Genomic DNA, 506 nt, shown 5'->3' with positions numbered 1-506 from the left:
GCCATGTATCAACCTTAGCTGCCGACGCTCGACTTGCTCATCCACCCGTATCCGGCCTTCTTCAGCGCTTCGTTGATGTTGGCCGCCCTGATGGTCTTCGTCTGGCCCGGCTTCCCGCTGCGCGCGTTTCCGACGACCGTGAACGTCCGGCCGCCCGTCGCGCCGATCGCGCCGTACCCGCCGCCCCCGCTCGACCCGCCTTGCCCCGCGGACAGGTCCACCATGTCCGGGCTGCCTGCCGTCGTCGCGCCCCCGCCCTGAGCCGGGAAATACTTGGCGTGGCCGGTCCCGCCCGAGCCGCCCCCGCCGCCGGTGAGTCCGTAGCCGCTGGTGCCCCCGCCACCACCGCCGCCGCCGCGCGACGCCTTCCGCAGCCGCTCGCGGAACAGGCTCTCGCCGGTGTGGTAGTTGGACTGGAACGCCTGCACCGGCTCGGTGCTCTGCTGCGATGCCCGGATCAGGTTGGCGTACAGGCCGGGGTCGGGGCCGGTGTCGTCGCGGGCGGC

General features: G+C 72.7%; 1 pseudogene. It reads right to left on the bottom strand.

The features are described 5' to 3' along the window. Positions 1-14: 14 nt before the first annotated feature. Positions 15-506, bottom strand: a pseudogene (locus tag R0J87_RS18480) (hypothetical protein); the annotation flags it as partial.

Source organism: Halomonas sp. SIMBA_159 (assembly GCF_046536035.1).
Taxonomy (GTDB): Bacteria; Pseudomonadota; Gammaproteobacteria; order Pseudomonadales; family Halomonadaceae; genus Vreelandella; species Vreelandella venusta_A.
Note: the sequence above shows the minus strand (reverse complement) of the source record. Positions and strands in the feature narration are given on the sequence as shown.